General features: G+C 67.7%; 15 protein-coding genes. 8 read left to right on the forward strand and 7 right to left on the reverse strand.

Annotated features, from left to right (window positions below; genetic code table 11):
- Position 1 precedes the first annotated feature (1 nt).
- The 6 genes from ABD231_RS01330 (at position 2) to ABD231_RS01355 (ending at position 7,097) form a co-directional block, all read left to right on the forward strand.
- Positions 2-799, forward strand: coding sequence for an NADH-quinone oxidoreductase subunit J (locus ABD231_RS01330; RefSeq protein ID WP_344145569.1), 798 nt, complete (start codon positions 2-4; stop codon positions 797-799).
- Positions 789-1,088 (forward strand): NADH-quinone oxidoreductase subunit NuoK, encoded by a 300-nt coding sequence (nuoK, locus tag ABD231_RS01335; protein WP_132171174.1) that lies wholly within the window; start codon positions 789-791, stop codon positions 1,086-1,088. Before ABD231_RS01330 ends, nuoK begins: the two co-directional genes overlap by 11 nt.
- A gap of 12 nt (positions 1,089-1,100) precedes the next feature.
- Complete coding sequence (nuoL, locus tag ABD231_RS01340) at positions 1,101-2,972, forward strand: NADH-quinone oxidoreductase subunit L (protein WP_344144234.1); 1,872 nt, start codon at positions 1,101-1,103, stop codon at positions 2,970-2,972.
- Entirely contained in the window at positions 2,969-4,492 is a 1,524-nt protein-coding gene (locus tag ABD231_RS01345) for an NADH-quinone oxidoreductase subunit M (RefSeq protein WP_344144237.1), read from the forward strand. Before nuoL ends, ABD231_RS01345 begins: the two co-directional genes overlap by 4 nt.
- A gap of 65 nt (positions 4,493-4,557) precedes the next feature.
- Positions 4,558-6,078 (forward strand): NADH-quinone oxidoreductase subunit NuoN, encoded by a 1,521-nt coding sequence (nuoN, locus tag ABD231_RS01350; RefSeq protein ID WP_344145571.1) that lies wholly within the window; start codon positions 4,558-4,560, stop codon positions 6,076-6,078.
- Positions 6,075-7,097, forward strand: a complete 1,023-nt coding sequence (locus ABD231_RS01355) for a polyprenyl synthetase family protein (protein ID WP_344144240.1) — start codon at positions 6,075-6,077, stop codon at positions 7,095-7,097. Before nuoN ends, ABD231_RS01355 begins: the two co-directional genes overlap by 4 nt.
- 463 nt (positions 7,098-7,560) lie before the next feature.
- On the opposite strand, the gene ABD231_RS01360 is transcribed toward ABD231_RS01355, so the two are convergent.
- The 4 genes from ABD231_RS01360 to rarD form a co-directional block, all read right to left on the reverse strand.
- Positions 7,561-8,028 carry a cupin domain-containing protein gene (locus ABD231_RS01360; protein ID WP_344144243.1) on the reverse strand — a complete coding sequence of 156 codons (468 nt, stop codon included), beginning with the start codon at positions 8,026-8,028 and terminating at the stop codon, positions 7,561-7,563.
- A gap of 52 nt (positions 8,029-8,080) precedes the next feature.
- Positions 8,081-8,563 (reverse strand): RrF2 family transcriptional regulator, encoded by a 483-nt coding sequence (locus tag ABD231_RS01365; protein ID WP_344144245.1) that lies wholly within the window; start codon positions 8,561-8,563, stop codon positions 8,081-8,083.
- A 38-nt stretch (positions 8,564-8,601) separates the two neighbouring features.
- On the reverse strand, positions 8,602-10,668 hold the full coding sequence (locus ABD231_RS01370; protein WP_344144247.1) for a PhoX family protein: 2,067 nt from the start codon (positions 10,666-10,668) through the stop codon (positions 8,602-8,604).
- A 97-nt stretch (positions 10,669-10,765) separates the two neighbouring features.
- A complete protein-coding gene (gene rarD / locus ABD231_RS01375) occupies positions 10,766-11,683 on the reverse strand; it encodes an EamA family transporter RarD (RefSeq protein WP_344144250.1) in 918 nt (305 codons plus the stop codon).
- 98 nt (positions 11,684-11,781) lie between these two features.
- Between rarD and ABD231_RS01380 the strand changes: the two genes are divergently transcribed.
- Positions 11,782-12,534: a sugar phosphate isomerase/epimerase family protein gene (locus ABD231_RS01380; protein WP_344144252.1), complete on the forward strand. Its 753-nt coding sequence runs from the start codon at positions 11,782-11,784 to the stop codon at positions 12,532-12,534.
- On the opposite strand, the gene ABD231_RS01385 is transcribed toward ABD231_RS01380, so the two are convergent.
- Together ABD231_RS01385 and ABD231_RS01390 are read right to left on the reverse strand one after the other, a co-directional pair.
- A complete protein-coding gene (locus ABD231_RS01385) occupies positions 12,531-13,973 on the reverse strand; it encodes a hypothetical protein (RefSeq protein WP_344144254.1) in 1,443 nt (480 codons plus the stop codon). The genes ABD231_RS01380 and ABD231_RS01385 overlap by 4 nt on opposite strands.
- Entirely contained in the window at positions 13,970-14,473 is a 504-nt protein-coding gene (locus tag ABD231_RS01390) for a SigE family RNA polymerase sigma factor (RefSeq protein WP_344144256.1), read from the reverse strand. Before ABD231_RS01390 ends, ABD231_RS01385 begins: the two co-directional genes overlap by 4 nt.
- A gap of 187 nt (positions 14,474-14,660) precedes the next feature.
- Here ABD231_RS01390 and ABD231_RS01395 point away from each other — a divergent pair, with 187 nt between their 5' ends.
- Positions 14,661-15,422, forward strand: a complete 762-nt coding sequence (locus ABD231_RS01395; RefSeq protein WP_344144258.1) for a D-Ala-D-Ala carboxypeptidase family metallohydrolase — start codon at positions 14,661-14,663, stop codon at positions 15,420-15,422.
- Here ABD231_RS01395 and ABD231_RS01400 read toward each other — a convergent pair.
- Positions 15,419-16,666 (reverse strand): DUF445 domain-containing protein, encoded by a 1,248-nt coding sequence (locus ABD231_RS01400; RefSeq protein ID WP_344144260.1) that lies wholly within the window; start codon positions 16,664-16,666, stop codon positions 15,419-15,421. The two genes, ABD231_RS01395 and ABD231_RS01400, sit on opposite strands and share 4 nt — an antisense overlap.
- Positions 16,667-16,686 lie beyond the last annotated feature (20 nt).

Here is a 16,686-nt window from a genome sequence, read left to right on the forward strand (position 1 = left end):
GATGGTCGTCGGTTCCCAGGTCGCGTTCTGGCTGCTCGCACCGGTGATGGTGCTGGCCGCGATCGCGATGGTGCTGGTCCGCAAGGCCGTGCACTCCGCGCTGCTGCTGGCGACGGTGATGATCTGCCTGGCCGTCCAGTACGCCGCTCAGGACGCACCGTTCCTGTTCGCCGTGCAGATCATCGTCTACACCGGCGCGATCCTGATGCTGTTCCTGTTCGTGCTGATGCTGGTCGGTGTCGACGCGTCCGACTCCCTGGTGGAGACGATTCGCGGTCAGCGGCTGCTCGCCGGTCTCGCCTTCCTCGGCTTCGGTCTGCTGATCGTCTTCGCGGTCGGCAACGGCATCTACGGCAACCCGATCGGCCTGGCCGACGCGCAGCCGGACGGTAACCCCAAGGGCATCGCGCAGCTGCTGTTCGGCAAGTACGTGTTCGCCTTCGAGGTCACCTCGGCGCTGCTGATCACCGCCGCGCTCGGCGCGATGATGCTGGCGCACCGCGAGCGGCTGACCAAGAAGCGCACCCAGCGCGACCACGCCGAGGAGCGGATCCGCAAGTACGCCGAGCAGGGGATCCACCCCGGTCCGCTGCCGACTCCCGGCGTACTGGCCCGGCACAACGCCGTCGACACGCCGGCGCTGCTGCCCGACGGATCGATCGCACCGACCTCGGTTTCGCGCGTCCTGCAGGCTCGTGGCACGGTGTTCCCCGAGGCCGAGGAGCGCGCGGACGTCGAGACCGTCCGCGAGATCACCGAGGGTGAAGATCACGTGAAGGAGAAGAACAGTGACGACTGAGCCGTACATCGTGCTCGCCGCGATCCTGTTCAGTATCGGTGCGCTCGGCGTACTGGTGCGCCGGAACGCGATCGTCGTGTTCATGTGCGTCGAGCTGATGCTGAACGCGGCCAACCTGGCGTTCGTCAGCTTCGCCCGCCAGCACGGCAACCTCGACGGCCAGATCGCCGCCTTCTTCGTGATGGTGGTGGCCGCGGCCGAGGTCGTGATCGGCCTGGCGATCATCATGGCCATCTTCCGCACCCGTCGTTCGGCCTCGGTCGACGACGCCAACCTGCTCAAGTACTGAGGTCTGAAACCGATGAGTCATGAGCTGACCTGGCTGCTGGTCGCGGTACCGGCGCTGTCCGCGGCGATCCTGCTGCTCGGTGGCAAGGCCACCAACGCCTGGGGTCACCTGCTGGGCACGCTGGCGCCGCTGGCCTCGTTCGCCTTCGGTGTCGTGCTGTTCGTCCAGATGCAGGGGCTGCACGGCGAGGAGCGGTCCGAGACGGTTCGCCTGTTCGAGTGGTTCTCGGTCGGGAGTGTGAAGGTCGACTTCACGCTGCTGATCGATCCGCTGTCGATCCTGTTCGTGCTGCTGATCACCGGTGTGGGTTCGCTGATCCACATCTACTCGATCGGCTACATGGAGCACGACGTCCGGCGGCGCCGGTTCTTCGCGTACCTGAACCTGTTCATCGCGGCGATGCTGCTGCTGGTGCTCGCGGCCGACTACCTGCTGGTGTTCGTCGGCTGGGAGGGCGTCGGTCTGGCGTCGTACCTGCTGATCGGGTTCTGGCAGCACAAGGACTCGGCCGCGGTCGCCGCCAAGAAGGCGTTCGTGGTGAACCGGGTCGGTGACATCGGCCTCTCGCTCGCGGTGATGAGCATGTGGGCGCTGTTCGGCTCGTCGGCCTTCACCACGGTGAACTCCGGTGCCGAGCACCTGAGCAGCACCTGGGCGACACTGCTCGGCCTGATGCTGCTGCTGGCAGCCTGCGGTAAGTCCGCGCAGGTGCCGCTGCAGTCCTGGCTGCTGGACGCGATGGAGGGCCCGACCCCGGTGTCGGCCCTCATCCACGCGGCGACCATGGTCACCGCGGGCGTCTACCTGGTGGTCCGCTCGCACGCGATCTTCGAGATGTCCGAGGCCGCTTCGACCGCGGTCGTCATCGTCGGTACGGTCACCGCGCTGGCCGGTGCGATCATCGGTACCGCCAAGGACGACATCAAGAAGGCGCTCGCCGGTTCGACGATGAGCCAGATCGGCTACATGATGCTGGCCGCCGGTCTCGGCCCGGCCGGGTACGTGTTCGCGATCTTCCACCTGATCACGCACGGCTTCTTCAAGGCCAACATGTTCCTCGGCGCCGGTTCCGTCATGCACGGGATGAACGACGACGTGAACATGCGCCACTACGGCGCCCTGCGGACGCCGATGAAGGTCACCTTCGTCACCTTCGCGTTCGGCTACCTGGCGATCCTCGGCATCCCGCCGTTCGCCGGCTTCTTCTCCAAGGACAAGATCATCGAGGCCGCGTTCGCGGACAACATCGTGATCGGTCTGTGCGCGCTGCTCGGCGCCGGGATCACCGCGTTCTACATGACGCGGGTGATGCTGATGACGTTCTTCGGTGAGAAGCGCTGGGACAAGGAAGCGCACCCGCACGAGTCGCCCAAGGTGATGACGGTCCCGCTGATCATCCTGGCGGCGCTGTCGCTGGGCGGTGGCGCGCTCTACTTCGCCGGGCACTGGATCGAGCACTGGCTGGAGCCGGTCGTCGGGGCGCACGAAGAGCACCACCTGCCGCTGCCGGCGATCGTGATGACGCTGATCACCCTCGCGGTGGTCGCCGTCGGTGTCGTGATCGCAGTGGCCAAGTACCGGCGGGACATCCCGCGGGAGGCCCCGGCCGGTTCGCCGCTCACGGTCCTCGCCCGGCGTGACCTGTACGGCGACGCTCTGAACGAGGCGGTCCTGATGCGCCCGGGCCAGTACCTCACCCGGACGCTGGTCTGGCTCGACAACCGCGGCGTGGACGGCCTGGTGAACGGGCTGGCCGCACTGTTCGGTGGATTGTCCGGCCGGCTCCGCCGGTTCCAGACGGGCTTCGTCCGTTCCTACGCACTCAGCATGGTCTTCGGCGCCGCATTCGTGGTCGTCGCCCTCCTCGCGGTGAGGTTGTCGTGAAAATCGGTTGGCTGACCCTCTTACTGCTGCTGCCCTTCGTGGGCGCCTTGGCCACCATGCTGGTGCCCAAGGCGAAGGCGCTGCTGTCCAAGCAGGTCGCACTCGGCTTCTCGCTCGTGACGCTGGTGCTGACGGCGATCGTTGCCGTCGGCTACCACCAGAACGGCGCCGAGAAGTACAACGAGACGCACACCTGGATCAAGGCGTTCGGCGCGAACTACGCGCTCGGTCTGGACGGTGTCGGCATCGTCCTGGTGGTGCTCACCGCACTGCTGACGCCGATCGTGATCGTCGCCTCGTGGAACGACGCGGACAACGGCCGCTGGTCCTCGAAGTCCTTCTTCGCCTGGATCCTGGCGCTGGAGGCCTTGTCGATCGGTGTCTTCTCGGCGACCGACGTGTTCCTCTTCTACGTGCTGTTCGAGGCCACGCTGATCCCGATGTACTTCCTGATCGGCGGCTTCGGCGGTCCGCAGCGCTCGTACGCCGCGGTGAAGTTCCTGCTCTACTCGCTGCTCGGCGGACTGCTCATGCTGGCCTCCGTGGTCGGCCTGTACGTACTGTCGGCGCGTGCCGGCGACCCGTCGTACCTGCTGAGTGACCTGATCAAGCTCGACATCAGCCAGAACACCGAGCGGTGGCTGTTCCTCGGCTTCTTCTTCGCCTTCGCGGTGAAGGCGCCGATGGTGCCGTTCCACACCTGGCTGCCGGACGCCGCCGGTGAGGCGACCCCGGGCACCTCGGTGCTGCTGGTCGGCATCCTGGACAAGATCGGCACCTTCGGGATGATCCGGTTCTGCCTGGGCCTGTTCCCGAACGCGTCCGAGTGGGCCACCCCGGTGGTCCTGGTGCTCGCCCTGATCTCGGTCCTGTACGGCGCCCTGGTGGCGATCGGCCAGACCGACATCAAGCGGCTGATCGCGTACACGTCGATCTCGCACTTCGGCTTCATCGTGATGGGCATCTTCGCGCTGACGTCGCAGGGCCTGACCGGGTCGACGCTGTACATGTTCAACCACGGACTCTCGACGGCCGCGCTGTTCCTGGTCGCCGGGTATCTGATCTCCCGGCGCGGGTCCGCGCGGATCGCCGACTACGGCGGGGTCGAGAAGGTCGCCCCGGTGCTGGCCGGCACGTTCCTGTTCGCCGGTCTGTCCAGCCTGGCGCTGCCCGGTCTGTCGCCGTTCATCTCCGAGTTCATGGTGCTGGCCGGGACGTTCAGCAAGCACAAGGTGATCGCGGTGATCGCGGTGCTGGGCATCGTGCTGGCGGCGCTCTACATCCTGCTGATGTACCAACGCACGATGACCGGGCCGGTGCGTGACGGTATCGAGAAGCTCAAGGACCTGAACGCGCGGGAGATCCTCGCGATCGCCCCGCTGGTGGTCCTGATCATCGGCCTCGGCATCTTCCCGAAGCCGGTGGTCGACATCATCAAACCCGCGGTCGAATCGACCATGCAGCGCGTCGGTGTGACCGACAAGGCGCCGGAGATCCCCGTGACGGAGGGACAGAAGTGATCGGCCTGATCCTGCCGGCGGCGGACTTCGTCGCGCCGAAGATCGAGTACAACGAGCTCGCACCGATGCTCGTGGTGTTCGGTGCGGCCTGTGTCGGCGTCATCGCCGAGGCGTTCCTGCCGCGCGCGTTGCGGCACCTGGCGCAGGTCGCGATCACCGTCGTGGCGATCCTCGCCGCCGGCGTGTGGACCGCGATGCTGATCAACGAGAACAAGGAACTGATCGCGGCCCAGGGCGCGATCTCGGTCGACGGCCCGGCGCTGTTCACCTGGCTGATCCTGCTCGCGCTGACACTGATCAGCGTGCTGCTGTTCGCCGAGCGCTCGCTCGACGGTGGGCTGTCCGCGTTCGCGAGCCAGGCGGCCGCCGTACCGGGGTCCGAGGCCGAGCGGGAGGGTACGGCGGCTCGGATCGAGCACACCGAAATCTTCCCGCTGACGCTGTTCGCGGTCGGCGGCATGATGCTGTTCGCGTCGGCCAACGACCTGCTGCTGCTGTTCGTCGCGCTCGAGGTCTTCTCGCTGCCGCTGTACCTGCTGTGCGGGCTGGCGCGTCGTCGCCGGCTGATCTCGCAGGAAGCCGCGATGAAGTACTTCCTGCTCGGTGCGTTCGCTTCCGCGTTCCTGCTGTTCGGGATCGCGCTGCTCTACGGGTACGCCGGCACGATGTCGCTCGGCGGGATCGCCGACGCGCTCGCGCAGGACACCGGCGCGGAGTCGATCCTGCTGGCCGGTACCGCGCTGATCGCGGTCGGCCTGCTGTTCAAGGTTGGCGCCGTACCGTTCCACTCCTGGACGCCGGACGTGTACCAGGGTGCGCCGACGCCGGTCACCGGGTTCATGGCGGCCTGCACCAAGATCGCCGCGTTCATCGGGCTGATGCGGGTCTTCTACGTCGCCCTCGGCGGTTCGCGCTGGGACTGGGCGCCGATGATGTGGGTCGTCGCGATCCTCACCATGGTGGTCGGTTCGATCGTCGCGATCACCCAGACCGACGTGAAGCGGATGCTGGCCTACTCGTCGATCGCGCACGCAGGCTTCCTGCTGACCGCGTTCGTCGGCCTGGCGCAGGCCGGGAGCGGCGTGCACACCGGGGTCACCTCGACCCAGGCGGTGCTCTTCTACCTGGTCGCCTACGGCTTCTCGACGATCGGCGCCTTCGCGGTCGTCACGCTGGTCCGCGACGCGGGCGGCGAGGCCACTCACCTGTCCCGCTGGGCCGGGCTCGGCAAGAAGTCGCCGCTGCTGGCCGGGATCTTCGCGTTCTTCCTGCTCTCCTTCGCCGGCATCCCGCTGACCGCGGGCTTCACCGGCAAGTGGGCGGTCTTCAGCGCAGCGTGGACCGGTGGGGCGTGGCCGCTGGTGGTCGTCGCCGTCCTGTCGTCGCTGGTCGCCGCGTTCTTCTACGTCCGCGTGATCGTGCTGATGTTCTTCTCCGACCTGCCGGCCGACGCGCCCGACGTGGCGCTGCCGGGCTGGCAGACCACGACCGCGGTCGCCCTCGGTCTCGCCGCCACAGTGATTCTCGGCCTGGTCCCCGGACCGGTCCTCGAACTGGCGGCCCGCGCGGGTGAGTTCATCCGTTGAGTCCGACCCCGCTGCCGGCCGAGAGCCTGGGCTTCGCGTTCGCCGATGAGGCGCTCGAAGCCCGGGTCCGCGCTGGGCTGGAGGCCGTGGAACAGGCGCTGCGCGACTCCACCGAGTCCGAGGCGCCGTTCGTCACTGCCGCCGCCCAGCACGTCATGGTTGCCGGCGGCAAGCGGTTCCGGCCGCTGCTGGTGCTGATCGGCGCCGAGTTCGGCTCGGCACCGGCAGCTCCTGAAGTAGTGAAGTCTGCGGTCGTGGTCGAACTGACCCACGTCGCCACCCTGCACCACGACGACGTGATGGACGAGGCCGCGCTCCGCCGCGGCTCGGCCACCGCGAACGCCCGCTGGGACAACTCGGTCGCGATCCTGTCCGGCGACTGGCTCTTCGCCCGCGCCTCCGACCTGGTCGCCGACCTCGGCCCCGACGCCGTCCGGATCCAGGCCCGCACCTTCGGCCGCCTGGTCGAAGGCCAGATCCGCGAAACCCTCGGCGTCACCGAAGGCCAGGACCCGCTCAAGCACTACCTGTCCGTCATCGCCGACAAGACCGGCTCCCTGATCGCCACCTCGGCCCTCTTCGGCGCCCGCTTCGCCGGCGCCTCCGAGGAGATCCAGGAGTCCCTGCGCGCGTTCGGCGAGGAGATCGGCGTCGCCTTCCAGCTCGCCGACGACATCCTCGACATCGCCGGCGACTCGGGCCAGTCCGGCAAAACCCCCGGCACCGACCTCCGCGAAGGCGTTCCCACCCTCCCGGTGCTCATCTTCCGCGCCCAGGCCGACCCCACCAACCCCGATGACGCGCGCCTCCTCGAGCTCCTCGACTCGGACCTCTCCGACGACGCCCGCCTCACCGAAACCCTCGACCTGCTGCGCGCCCACCCCGCCTTCACCCAAGCCGAAGACGACGTCCGCCGCCGCGCCTCCGACGCCCGCCGCCTCCTCGCCTCCCTCCCCGAAGGCCCCGCCCGCCAAGCCCTCGACTCCCTCTGCGACCTGGTAGTAACCCGCTCCGTCTGAGCCCACCCGCACCAGCGCCCGTCGTACGGGTTGCTGCTGCGCACTTTGTGCCCCCACCAACCACTCTGCCGCCGCCGAAACGGTCGACGGGCGCCCAAGGTCGCCGTACAGCACGACCTTGAGCACCGCTCGACCATCCGACGGCGTGGATCGTGGTCAGTGGGTGCCCAAGGTGGCCGATCGCGCTGACGTTGAGCACGGATCGACCGTCTGAGGGTGCGGATCGTGGTTGGTAGGTGCCCAAAGGTGGGTCGCCGTGTCTTTGGGCACGAGATGCGTCTTTGGGTATCCACCAACCGTTTCGGCGGCGTGGAAATGGTTGGTGGGTGCACAAAGACGCGCTGCGTGCACAAAGGTGGGGCGGCGTGTCTTTGGGCGCGGGGGTGCGGGGGCGGGCGCGGGGGCGGGCGTGGAGTGGGCGTGGAGTGGGCGCGGGGGTGGGCGTGAGGTGGGCGTGGGGGGGTTAGCGGTGGGTCCAGGTGGGGCTTTCGGCGTAGTGGTTGTCGTAGAGGTCGCTGGTCGCTGCTACTTCGGACCAGTCGGTGGTGCCTTGGTAGGCCTGCTCGAGGAGGCGGTAGTAGCCGAAGCGGGGTTTGGCGTGGGTGAGGACGAAGAGGACTTCGGTGGGGGTGCTGCCGGCGGCTTCGAAGGCGTGGGTGGTGCTGGGCGGTACGACGAGGAAGTCGCCTTGGTCGAGGAGGATCAGCTCGTCGTCGAGGAGGACGCGGAGCCGGCCGGCCAGGACGAAGAAGAGCTCGGACGCTTCGTGGTGCTGGTGCGGGGGAGCGCCTTCCTTGCCGGGCCGGAAGGTGGAGCGGTGGCTGGTGAGCTGGCCGCCGGTCTGCGGTACGTCGGCCAGCAGGGTGACGCCGCTGGCGGACAGGACCTCGCCGTCGGTGGCGCGGACGAGGACGGGCTTGGTGAAGGTCATCTCGGAACTCCTTGGATTGTGGATGTTCAATATCCAGAATTAGGGTAAACGCTCAGGACTTGAGGTTGGCGAAGCGATGGCGGGTGTTGTCCGGCGCGTCGGGATAGTTCTGTACGACGCGCTCGGCGACCGCGGCGATCGTCTGGCCGGCGAGCTCGCGGCGGTAGGTCAGTTCGGCGGCTCGCATCGCCTGCGAGATCTCGCAGACCTTGCGGTAGTCCGCCTTCGGGTCAGCCCCTGGTCCGACCCGAAGGATCTCGGTGCAACGGAACGCGTCATCGGCTCCGTCGATGGCGACCACGATGTCGAGCAAGCTGATCTTCCGAGGGTCCCGGGCGAGCTGGAAGCCGCCCTTCGGTCCGGAGACCGAAGAGAGGATCCCAGCTCGCGTCAGCGCCTGGAGTTGCTTGTTCAGGTACGCCGTCGGGAGGTCGTAGAAGGCGGCGAGGTGCTTGGCGGTGACTGCCTGGCCGGGTAGCCAGCTGAGGTTCACGCAGCTGTGCATCGCCCACTCGACGCCTTCGTTCATCTTCATAACCTGGATATTAGGTGTCCAGGTTAGCTGTGGTCAAGCTAGGAGCCGACGCGACCGCCGTCGCGGCGCCAGACGCAGGCGATCGCGGGGCGCGGGAACTTGTCGGTGTGCGGCCAGGTGGAGGTGGGCTTCTCGAACGTGGCGTCGTCGGTCTCGCCCGGGTGCTGGACGGCGACGAAGGCGGTCTTGTCGTCCTCGGAGACCAGCGGCCCGCAGGCCTCGGACCCGAACGGCACCGAGAGGAACTGCTTCACCTGTCCACGCTGAGGCCCGGCCACCGGGACGGTGAAGATGCCGTCGTTCGAACCGAGGACGTTGCCGTCGGTGGAGATCCACAGGTTGCCGGAACCGTCGAAGCTGACGTTGTCCGGGCAGGAGATCGGGCTCACCTTGGACTTGTCGTAGCCGCCGAAGTAGGTCTCCTGTGCGGTCGGGTCGCCGCAGACCAGGAACAGGGTCCAGAAGAAGCCGGTCTTGGCCGCGTCGTCGCCCTCCTCGGTGATCTCGAGGATGTAGCCGTTGCGGTTACCGGCCTTCTCGATCAGCGGGCCGTCGAACTTCTCGCGGACGTGCGAGACGGTGATCGGGTTGGCCTCGTCGGCCGGGAACGCTCCGCCGCGCTTGTCGTTGTTGGTCAGCGCGGCGTAGATGCGGCCGTTGACCGGGTTGCGCTCGACGTCCTCGGGGCGGTCCATCCGGGTCGGCGAGACCTTGTCCGCGGCCAGCCGGGTGTCGATCAGTACGTCGGCGACCGACATCCCCTCGACGTACGACGTGGTGTGGCTGGTCAGCGCGATCCACTGGCCGGTGCCGTCGTGCAGGCCGTCGTCGTTGCCGTCGCCGGTGAACTTGGCGACGTACAGGGTGCCGGCGTCGAGCAGGCCGAAGTTCTTCTTCCGGTTGTCCGGGTCGTACTTGCCTTCGGAGACGAACTTGTAGATGTACTCACCCTTCTCGTCGTCCCCGGTGTAGACCGCGATCCGGCCGTCGGCGGTGATCGTGGTGGTCGCACCCTCGTGCTTGAGTCGACCGAGCATCGTCCGCTTGCGAGGCGCCGAGCGCGGGTCGTACGGGTCGACCTCGACCACCCAGCCGGAACGGAAGACTTCGGTCGGGGTCTTGGTCAGGTCGAAGCGCGGGTCGACGAGACTCCACTGCCGCGCCGATTTGGTGACGGTGGTCGGAACGCCGTACCGCTTGTACGACGCCGCGTACTCCGCCGGGGTCGTGCCCGAGACGTCGTAGTACCCGTTGAAGTTCTCCTCGCCGGACAGCACGGTTCCCCACGGGGTGACGCCGCCGGAGCAGTTGCCGAAGGTGCCGTAGGCAACCTTTCCGACGCGCTTGTCCTCGGCTGCCGGGCCGGTCACGTCGAACTTGGTGGCCGCGGTGATCCGGCGGTTGTAGCGGGACAGGTGCTTGTCGCGGCGCCACTGGCCGGTGTGGCCGACGCGCTCGATCTGGACCACCGACATGCCGTGGGCGGCGATGCCGATCTTGGCCTGGGTGGCCAGGTCGTACTTGCCGGTCGGGAACATCAGGTACTCGTCGGTGTACTCGTGGTTGCAGACCAGCAACGACTTCCGCTCGTCGCGCAGCGGCACGATCATCGTGTAGTCGTTGTTGTAGCCGAACTGCTTGGCCTGCGCCGCCGCCGACTGCTTGTGCGCGTCGAACTTCGCGGCGCCGTACTCGACCGGGTCGCCCCAGGCGATGATCACGCCCTGCTCGTAACCGCGCGGGATGACGATGTCGTCCTTGCGGTTCGGCGGTACGGCGGCGTGGGTCAGCTTGCCGTGACCACCGCCGAACCCGGGGAAGTCACCGTTGCCCTTCGGGAAACCGCCGTACACCTGCTGGTCCGCGGTGGCCGGGAGGTTGGTGGCCAGGGTCGCGACGCCGGCGGCCGCGGCGCCCGCGGCACCGGCCTTCAGCATGTTGCGGCGGGTGAAGGCGGAGCGCACCACGGACTGGATGTGCTCGTTGCCGGACGTGTTCGGCTGGGCGTGGTCGCACTGGTTGGCGCACTTGAGTTCACAGGTGCGGAACGAGCGGGATCCATGGCGAGTACCGAGCTGACTGAGCAGCGGCAGAAACTTGGTCACGTCGGGGACCCTAGGGAGCGCAGACAGTCGCTGGGTGAAGGTCAGATGAACGCCGGACGGCTTAGGCTTCCCTTAGTAGCAACGGGAAGTCGAATGCTTACGCTGCGGAGGTGGCGAGCGCGGCCCGAGCCAGCGCGAGCGTCTTCCGGCGCCGCCGCATCCCGTCGAAGGTGAAGATCGCCAACGCCAGCCAGACCAGCCCGAATCCGGCCCAGCGCATCGGCGACATGTGCTCGTGGAAGAGCGTGACACCGCAGATGAACTGCAGGATGGGCGCGATGTAGTTCAGCAGACCCAGCGTTGTCAGCGAGGACCTCGTCGCGGCTGCACCGAAGAACAGCAGCGGTACGGCGGTCAACGGGCCGGTCAGCAGAACCAGGACGAAGTACCCGGTGCCGTCCTGGGTGACGGTCGACTGACCCTGCACACCCAGTACGACGATCGCCGCGATCGCCAGCGGTACGACGGTGGCCGACTCGATCGCCATCCCCTCGATCGCCCCGGCGTCGGCCTTCTTCTTGACCAGCCCGTAGAAGCCCCACGAGAACGTGAGAATGATCGCGATCCACGGCGGCCGGCCGTTCTCGATCGCCAGCCCGAGGACCGCGATGAACGCGATCGTCAGCGCGACCCACTGCAGTGGCTGCAACCGCTCCTTCAGGACGACCACGCCGAGGAAGACCGCGAACAACGGGGTGATGAAGTACCCGAGCGAGGTCTCGACCACGTGACCGTTGATCACGCCGAAGATGTACGTCCCCCAGTTGACCGAGATCAGCAGCGCGGCACCCATCAACGCCCACCGCTTCCGCGGTTGCCGGAGCAACGCCTTCACCTGGCCGAACTTCCGCAGTACGGCGACCAGGCCGACGATCGTGAGCAGCGACCAGACCACCCGATGAGCCAGCAACTCGATCGCGCCGGACCGATCGAGGAGCCGCCAGTACAGCGGGAACAGGCCCCACATCAGGTAGGCGGTGAACCCGTAGATGAACCCTTTTCGCTGCTCCGGCACCTTTCGCACTCTAGATCGATCGTCATTTGCATCCAACTACTTTGCTCATGACTTGAGACGATGCGGTTGGATAGAAGGGTGAACCTGAGGAGGCACGCGTGGGTGTGAGGACCGGACTGGTCTCGGTGACGTTCCGTCAGTTGCCGGCCGACGAGGTGGTGGAGGTCGCGGCGCAGGCCGGCCTGAAGGCGATCGAGTGGGGTGGTGACGTCCACGTCCCCCTCGGCGACCTGGTCGCCGCCCGTCGCGTGAAGAACCTGACCGAGCTGCACGGCCTCCAAACCGTCGCCTACGGCTCCTACCTCCGCGCCGGCGCCGCCGACCGCGAACAGATGCGCGCCACGGTCGCCACCGCCGAAGCCCTCGGCGCCTCCCGCATCCGCGTCTGGGCCGGCACAGTCGGTACGGCGGAAGCCGGGGTCGGCGACCGCATGGCGGTCACCCGCGGTCTCGCCGAACTGGCGGACGTGGCCGCCGGCTCCGGAATCGAGATCGCCCTCGAGTTCCACCGCAACACGCTGACCGACGAGGTCGACTCCACCATCACGTTGCTGATGGACGTCGGTGCGCCGAACCTCACGACGTACTGGCAACCCCCGGTCGGCATGGCCGACGAAGAGTGCCTCCAGCAACTGGACGCCCTCCTACCCTGGCTAACCACAGTCCACGTCTTCTCCTGGGACCCCGACGGCACCCGCCGCCCCCTGGCTACCCGCGAGTCGCTGTGGCGCCAAGTCCTGGCGAAGTTGGCGGCCGACCCGCGCGAGCTGAACGCCCTCCTCGAGTTCGTCCCCGACAACGACCCGGAACAACTCGTCAAGGACGCCGCCAACCTGCACGCCTGGCTCTAGACGGGCAGATAGATCCCGATGAAGACCGTTCCCTTGGTCGGCTTGCCTTTAGTCACCTTCATCTCGGCCTGACCAGGCGGCCCGGCGGCGAAGGGGACCAGCGAGCGGCCCAGGTCTCCGTGCTGCGCCGCGGCGACGCTGATCCCGGTGGCGCGCTCCCTGCAAGACATCTCGCCCTCGGCAGGTCCGGCGATGCCGAGCTTCGAACTGCCGTAGACGATGACGAACGGCTGATCCGCCGGAGTGTCGATGGCGACCTTGCCCGCCGGACCGCGCGCCTGCCGGATGTCGGCGAGCCGGTACTCGTAGCCACCGAGCTCGATGCGTTCGGCGAGCCCGACACCGTCGACGGATCGCTGCTTGCCCTGCGAGTAGACGCCGACACCCAGCCGGACGTCAGCCGGCAGCGGGGGCGCCTGTTTCCCCGCCACGGGGACGATCTGCGACGTGACGTCGACCCGCTGCCCGGCCGGTGGGGACGCGACACCGTGGCTGGTGCCGGCGACCGCGTCGGTCGAGGAAGCTCCACAGGTCGCCTCCGAGACCAAGGTGCCGTTCAACGAGGTCGCGACCTGGTACGGCGGGAGGCTCGTCCCCGCGATGCCCTTGTTCGCGCTGCAGAACTCGTGCAGGACCAAGGGGGCGCCGGTCGAGGTGAAACTGAAGCTGACCTGCTTCTGACCGGCCTGGCCGACGGTGGCACCGAGCAGCGTGTCGCCGCCGAAGTGCTTGCGGTAGACGATGCCGCCGGACTGGAAGTCGTCCGGACCGACGGCCGGGACGCGCGTCGGGGCGGCATCGCTCGCAGCCGGTGCGTCTGCGGCGGCGTAGATACCGAGTTGGAGCTGGTCCACGGTGTCGGGCTTTCCGCTGTCGGTGCCGACGACCTGCGCGGTGACTGTCGTGGCCTTCCCGACGGGAGCGTCCAGCCAGAGCGCCGAAGTGGGCTCGAACGAACCGAGTGGCAAGGTCTCGGATTCGGTGCTGCCGTCCCGGCAGGGCGCGCTTCCGGCGTACCAGTCGCCGATCCAGACCCGGACCTCCTTGGGGACCGCGTAGCCGGCGGAGTCGCAGGATGCGTAGATGCTGATCTTGGTCGTGGTCGGGATCCAGGCGAAGGAGACCTTGTTCTGGCTCGGGTCGCCGACCCATGCCTTGAGCAACTTGTCGCCGTTGACCATGCCCGGAACCGTTTTGCCGTTCTGGATGTAGTCCTGTGGAACGTTCTCGGCCGGGTCCGGGGTCGACGTGTTGAGGACGCCGGGAACGACAGCGACGGCCAGGGCTGCGATGGCCGCAACGGAGGCGAGGGCGGTCGCCGTACGGCGTTGTTTGGTACGGCGGATCTTGTTGTGGATGCCGGGCAGGAGGTCGGGCTGCCGGGCGGCGGATTCTTCGGCGCGGGTGTCCAGTTCGCGGCGGAGGTCTTGGAGGTTCATCGGGGGGTCTCCTGGGTGGCAGGGGCGCCGGACAGGAGGGCGGGGTCCAGGCGGAGTTTCGCTACTGCCTTGCTGGCTTGGCTTTTGACGGTGCCGACGCTGGTACCGAGGAGGCGGGCGGTCTCGGCCTCGGTCAGGTCCTCGTAGTAGCGCAGGACGATCACGGCGCGCTGGCGGCGGGGGAGCCGTTGCAGCGCTGCCCAGAGATCACCCTCGTACTCGGGGCCGGCGGTGGAATCCGTCTCGGGGAGTTCGTCGCTGGGGATCTCGTGGTTCCAGCGGCGGCGCCACCAGGAGGCGTAGGTGTTCACCATGATCTTGCGGACGTACGGCTCGGGGTTGTCGCGTTCGATCCGGGACCAGGCGAACCAGGCCTTGGCGAGGGCGGTCTGGACGAGATCCTCGGCCAGCGCGTGGTCGTGGGTGAGCAGGTACGCCGTCCGCAGCAATCGACCGGAGCGGGCGGCGACGAAGGCGTCGAATCCCTCGCTGGATGTCACCGGCGGCCCCGTTTCCCCGGCACGCAGCGTAAGCGTGCTGTCCTTGATGGTCACATCTTGCCTGACCACGTGTCCTCGGGATTTGGTTGCCTGTTCGGCACAAAGTTCCCAACGAACCCTGGCCAACCGGTGGATCTTGCCGCAATGCTGTCGGCAGACAAGTCACTTCACCGCCCCGGAGGTTGTCATGTCCCAGCTCATCGGCCGGCCGTTGCCACGGTTGGTCTCCCTGCTCCTGCTGTTCGCGGCGATGCTGACCGCGACCGTCACCACCCAGTTCGTCACCGCCACCGAGGCTCACGCCGACGGCTGCTACACGTGGAGTCGTGCCCTCAGCCAGGGCATGACCGGCGCCGACGTGAAGCAGTTGCAGATCCGCGTCGCCGGATACCCCGGGTACGGCGCTCACCTCGCCACCGACGGCGAATTCGGGCCCGCCACGAAGGCCGCCGTACAGCGATTCCAAACGGCGTACGGGCTGGTATCGGACGGTGTGGCCGGCGACGCGACCTTCAACAAGATCTACGCGCTACAGGACGACGACTGCACGCCGATCCACTTCACCTATGCCGAGCTCGACGACGGGTGCGGCGGCTCCGGGTACGACGGCGGTCCGCTCGGTGAGGCGGCCACGAAGGCCAACGCACTCCAGACCATGTGGCAGCTCGAGGCCATGCGGCACGCCATGGGCGACCAGGCACTCAATGTGACCAGCGGATTCCGCAGTACTCCGTGCAACAACTCGGTCGGTGGTGCCAGCAACAGCCAGCACCTCTACGGCCGTGCCGCGGACCTGGTCGGCTCGCACTCGCTGTGCGCGCTGGCCAAGCAAGCCCGCAACCACGGCTTCGGCGGCATCCTCGGCCCGGGTTACCCCGGCCACAACGACCACACCCACCTCGACATCCGCACCACGAACTTCTGGGACGCCCCTACCTGCGGCATCTAGAGCAGTTGGCTGACCGTGTGAATCACTAGCCCCACAAGGGCGCCGACGACGGTGCCGTTGATCCGGATGAACTGCAGGTCGCGACCGACGTGCAGTTCAATCCGGGCCGACGCCTCGCGGCCGTCCCAGCGGGCGATCGTGTCGGAGATGACTGAGACGATCTCGTTGCCGTACGTGCGGATGACGTAGCTGACGGCTTCGGTGGCGCGGGCGTCGACCTTCTCCCGCAGTACGTCGTCGTCCTGCAACCGCTGACCCAGATCCTGGATGACCTTCACCCCGCGGACCCGCAGCGTGCTCGCGGGGTCCTGGATCGAGTCGATGAGTGCCGTGCGCAACGAATCCCAGACCGCGGTGAGGCTGGAACCCATGTCGGGGTGGGTGAGCATCCGGGCCTTGAAGGCCTCGAATCGTTCCATCGTCTCGGGGTCGTTCTGCAGGTCGACCGCGAGCTTCTGCAGCAGCCGGTCGATCGCCTTCCGGGCGGCATGGTCCTGGTTGTCCCGTACGTCGGCCAGCCAGGCCAGCGCCTCGCGATGAATCCGGTCCACCACGAGTCGGTCGACCCACATCGGCGACCACCGCGGTGCGCGCGGTCCGACCACATCGGCGAGCAGCTCGCGGTTGTCGCTCAGCCAGTCGTGAGCCTCGATCATCAGCAGGTCGAAGAGCGCGTGATGAGCCCCGTCGTCGACGACCGACTCCAGGAAGTGGCCGGCGATCGGGCTCAGCGGCTCCTGGACGAACCGCGGCAGCAGCGATCCCCGGACGAACGCCGTCACATCGTCGTCCCCGAGTTTCGGCAGCGCGGCCCCGATCGTCCGGGCGCCTTCCGCGACGATCCGCTCGGCGTGGTTGCCGGCGGCCAGCCACTCACCGGCCCGGCGGCTCACGTCCGCCGACTTCATCTTCTCCGCGACGACCTCCGCGGAGAGGAAGTTCTCGGTGACGAACTGCTCGAGACTCTCGGCCAGACTGTCCTTGCGGGTCGGCACGATCGCGGTATGCGGAATCGGCAGCCCGAGCGGCCGCCGGAACAGCGCGGTCACCGCGAACCAGTCCGCGAGCGCACCGACCATCGCCGCCTCGGCTGCCGCGTTCACATAGCCCCACGCGCCCTCGCGGTGCAGCGTGATCACGTAGATCACCGCAGCCAGCACCAGCAACGACAGCGCGACCAGTCGCATCTGCCGCAGTCCCCGCCGCCGGACCAGGTCGGCGGCGCCCAACGTCACTGTCGCCATACCCCGATCCAACCAGGTGA

It is taken from the genome of Kribbella yunnanensis, assembly GCF_039529655.1.
Lineage (GTDB): Bacteria > Actinomycetota > Actinomycetes > Propionibacteriales > Kribbellaceae > Kribbella > Kribbella yunnanensis.

Bases quoted from the DNA above. Each gene is read 5' to 3' on its own strand.
- ABD231_RS01385 (WP_344144254.1), bottom strand. From the start codon at position 13,973: ATGAACCTCCAAGACCTCCGCCGCGAACTGGACACCCGCGCCGAAGAA.
- nuoL (WP_344144234.1), top strand. From the start codon at position 1,101: ATGAGTCATGAGCTGACCTGGCTGCTGGTCGCGGTACCGGCGCTGTCC.
- nuoN (WP_344145571.1), top strand. From the start codon at position 4,558: ATGCTCGTGGTGTTCGGTGCGGCCTGTGTCGGCGTCATCGCCGAGGCG.
- ABD231_RS01330 (WP_344145569.1), top strand. From the start codon at position 2: ATGGTCGTCGGTTCCCAGGTCGCGTTCTGGCTGCTCGCACCGGTGATG.
- ABD231_RS01400 (WP_344144260.1), bottom strand. From the start codon at position 16,666: ATGGCGACAGTGACGTTGGGCGCCGCCGACCTGGTCCGGCGGCGGGGA.
- ABD231_RS01395 (WP_344144258.1), top strand. From the start codon at position 14,661: ATGTCCCAGCTCATCGGCCGGCCGTTGCCACGGTTGGTCTCCCTGCTC.
- ABD231_RS01360 (WP_344144243.1), bottom strand. From the start codon at position 8,028: ATGACCTTCACCAAGCCCGTCCTCGTCCGCGCCACCGACGGCGAGGTC.
- ABD231_RS01365 (WP_344144245.1), bottom strand. From the start codon at position 8,563: ATGAAGATGAACGAAGGCGTCGAGTGGGCGATGCACAGCTGCGTGAAC.